The 2,254-nt window shown below is 69.0% G+C and carries 2 protein-coding genes and 1 pseudogene; 2 read left to right on the top strand and 1 reads right to left on the bottom strand.

Features of this window, described 5'->3' with window-relative positions; all coding sequences use genetic code 11:
* The coding region (locus ACLEQD_RS41730) for a hypothetical protein (protein ID WP_410391466.1) at nt 1–469 on the bottom strand (469 nt) is incomplete at its 3' end.
* Between the two features lie 284 nt (nt 470–753).
* On the opposite strand from ACLEQD_RS41730, the gene dnaN reads away from it, so the two are divergent.
* Together dnaN and ACLEQD_RS41740 are read left to right on the top strand one after the other, a co-directional pair.
* Nucleotides 754–1,860, top strand: coding sequence for a DNA polymerase III subunit beta (gene dnaN, locus ACLEQD_RS41735; RefSeq protein WP_410391467.1), 1,107 nt, complete (start codon nt 754–756; stop codon nt 1,858–1,860).
* A gap of 111 nt (nt 1,861–1,971) precedes the next feature.
* Nucleotides 1,972–2,254, top strand: a pseudogene (locus ACLEQD_RS41740) (hypothetical protein); the annotation flags it as partial.

A 2,254-nucleotide genomic window follows, 5' to 3' on the forward strand; every position in this document is an offset into this window, starting at 1 on the left:
CGCCCGCGGGGCCGGCCTTGGCCCGCTTGTCCAGCGAGCCCTCCACCTTGAGGCCGGGGCCGCCCTTGGCGGCGCGCTGCAGCAGCTCGCCCGTCTTCGCGTCGTCCCCGCTGGTGACGGCGCTCAGGTCGATTTCGTGGACGGACTGGAGCTTCTTGTCCGGCGCGTCCGCGCTGAACAGGTCGTAGTGGTCGCAGGGCGGCGCGAAGCAGCGCTTCCCGTTGTCCTTGACGATGTAGACGGTGCTGTTGGTCATGGTGGCGTCTCCGGGTGGGGGGGTGGGGGCGGCGGCCGTACCGGGCTCGTTGGTGTCGCCCGCGGGGGCGTCCACCACGGTCCGCTTCAGGTCGGTGGGGGCCGCCGCGCCGGACACATCACCGGACGGCTGCGCGGAGGGGGAGGACGGCGTGCTGCACGCCACCGGGCCGAGCACGAGCACGGCGGACAGGATCAGGGAGCGGGCGTTCATGGCGACTCCAGAAGGAGGACGGGGTGCCCTCCTTCAACGCGGGAGGGGCACGGCCGGGTCCACTCTGCCCGGCCGCGCGCCCGCCCACCAGGGCGGCTGGGGTCTTTTTCCTCCATGTCCCACCTGGACACCCGGACAGTCCGGCTCGCGGGGCCGTAGGTCCTCTGAGGGCCGTTCGCAAGAGGGATCATGGGCGATTCCCTTCGTTGACGCTCCTGCATGCGCAGGCTACATCCGGCCCGTCAGTGCGGCCTCCGGGGCCGTGACCTGTAAGGACGCCCACGATGGAATTCCGCATCGCCGCCGACGAGCTGAAGAAGGCCCTCTACCGCGCCCAGGGCATCGTGGAGCGCAAGACGACGATGCCCATCCTCGCCAACGTGCTGCTCACGGCGAACAAGGGCAGCATCACGGTCACGGCCTTCGACCTGGACATCGGCATCGTGTCCGAGCACCCCGCGGACGTGGCCAAGCCGGGCGCCGTCACGCTGAGCGCGAAGTACGTCTTCGACATCGTGCAGAACCTCCCGGACGCGGAGGTCACGCTCAAGAAGCTGGCGAACAACTACGTCGACATCTCCTCCGGCTCCGCGCACTTCAAGATCGTCGGCATGGCCGCCGAGGAGTACCCGAAGCTGCCCAAGGAGGAGAGCGCGCCGCTGGTGCAGATCTCCGGCAACGTCCTTCTTGAGATGATCAAGAAGACCCAGTTCGCCATCTCCAGCGACGAGACGCGCTACATCCTCAACGGCGTCTTCTTCGAGCCGCAGCAGAGCGGCAAGGTCCGCATGGTGGCCACGGACGGCCACCGGCTGTCGCTCATCGAGCGGGAGATGTCCGGCGACTTCAAGCTCAAGAGCGGCGTCATCATCCCGCGCAAGGGCTTGATGGAGTTGAAGCGCCTCCTGGACGAGGCCCCGGACGCGGAGTGCCACCTGGGGTTCGCGGAGAACTCGGCGCTGTTCAAGAAGCCAGGCCTCACCATGGTGATGCGCCTCATCGACGGGCAGTTCCCGGAGTACCAGCGCGTCATCCCCAAGGAGGGCGAGAAGGTCGTCCTCGTCCCGAAGGTGCGCCTGCTGGAGGGCCTCAAGCGCATCGCGCTCCTGTCCGCGGACAAGAGCAACGCCATCCGGATTGGCCTGGAGAATGGCAAGCTGCTCATCACCGCCAGCAACCCGGACCTGGGTGAGGCGCGCGACGCGCTGGACGTGGACTACAAGGGCAACGACATCACCATCGGCTTCAACGCCCGCTACCTGATGGACGTGCTGGGTGTGACGGACACGGACGAGGTCAGCTTCGAGCTGGGCGACGAGCACAGCCCGGGCGTGCTGCACGGCCCTGGCGACCGCAGCTTCACCGCCGTGGTCATGCCCATGCGCGTCTGAGCAGGGCTGTCGTCCACCTTCCCACGCCGGGAGGGTGGCAGCGTTCCAAGCCCGACGCTCCGCGCCAAGGGGAGGCCTGCGCCCGGCGCGGCGGCTCCTTATGATGGGGGCGTGGCCACCCGTCCGGACGATTTGAAAGCGCGGCTGGAGGACCGAGCGGACCTCCTGGAGGCCACGCGCCTGCGCTACCGCACGCTCAAGGGCGTGCTGGAGTCCTTCTTCTGGAAGGACCGGACGCGCAACCACTTCGAGCTGCTGCGGGAGGTGGCCGCGGCCCAGCCGGAGGTGGACGCGACGCTGGCCGCGCTGCGACGCCGCGTGGAGGCGGAAGGCTGGCCGCGAGACGCGGCGCCCGTCCGGCTGATGCACGAGGTGGAGCGCCTGCGCGAGGTGG

Source organism: Corallococcus sp. 4LFB (assembly GCF_046520365.1).
Lineage (GTDB): Bacteria > Myxococcota > Myxococcia > Myxococcales > Myxococcaceae > Corallococcus > Corallococcus caeni.

Excerpts from the sequence above, each read along its gene's own strand:
- dnaN (WP_410391467.1), top strand. The coding sequence starts at position 754 with ATGGAATTCCGCATCGCCGCCGACGAGCTGAAGAAGGCCCTCTACCGC.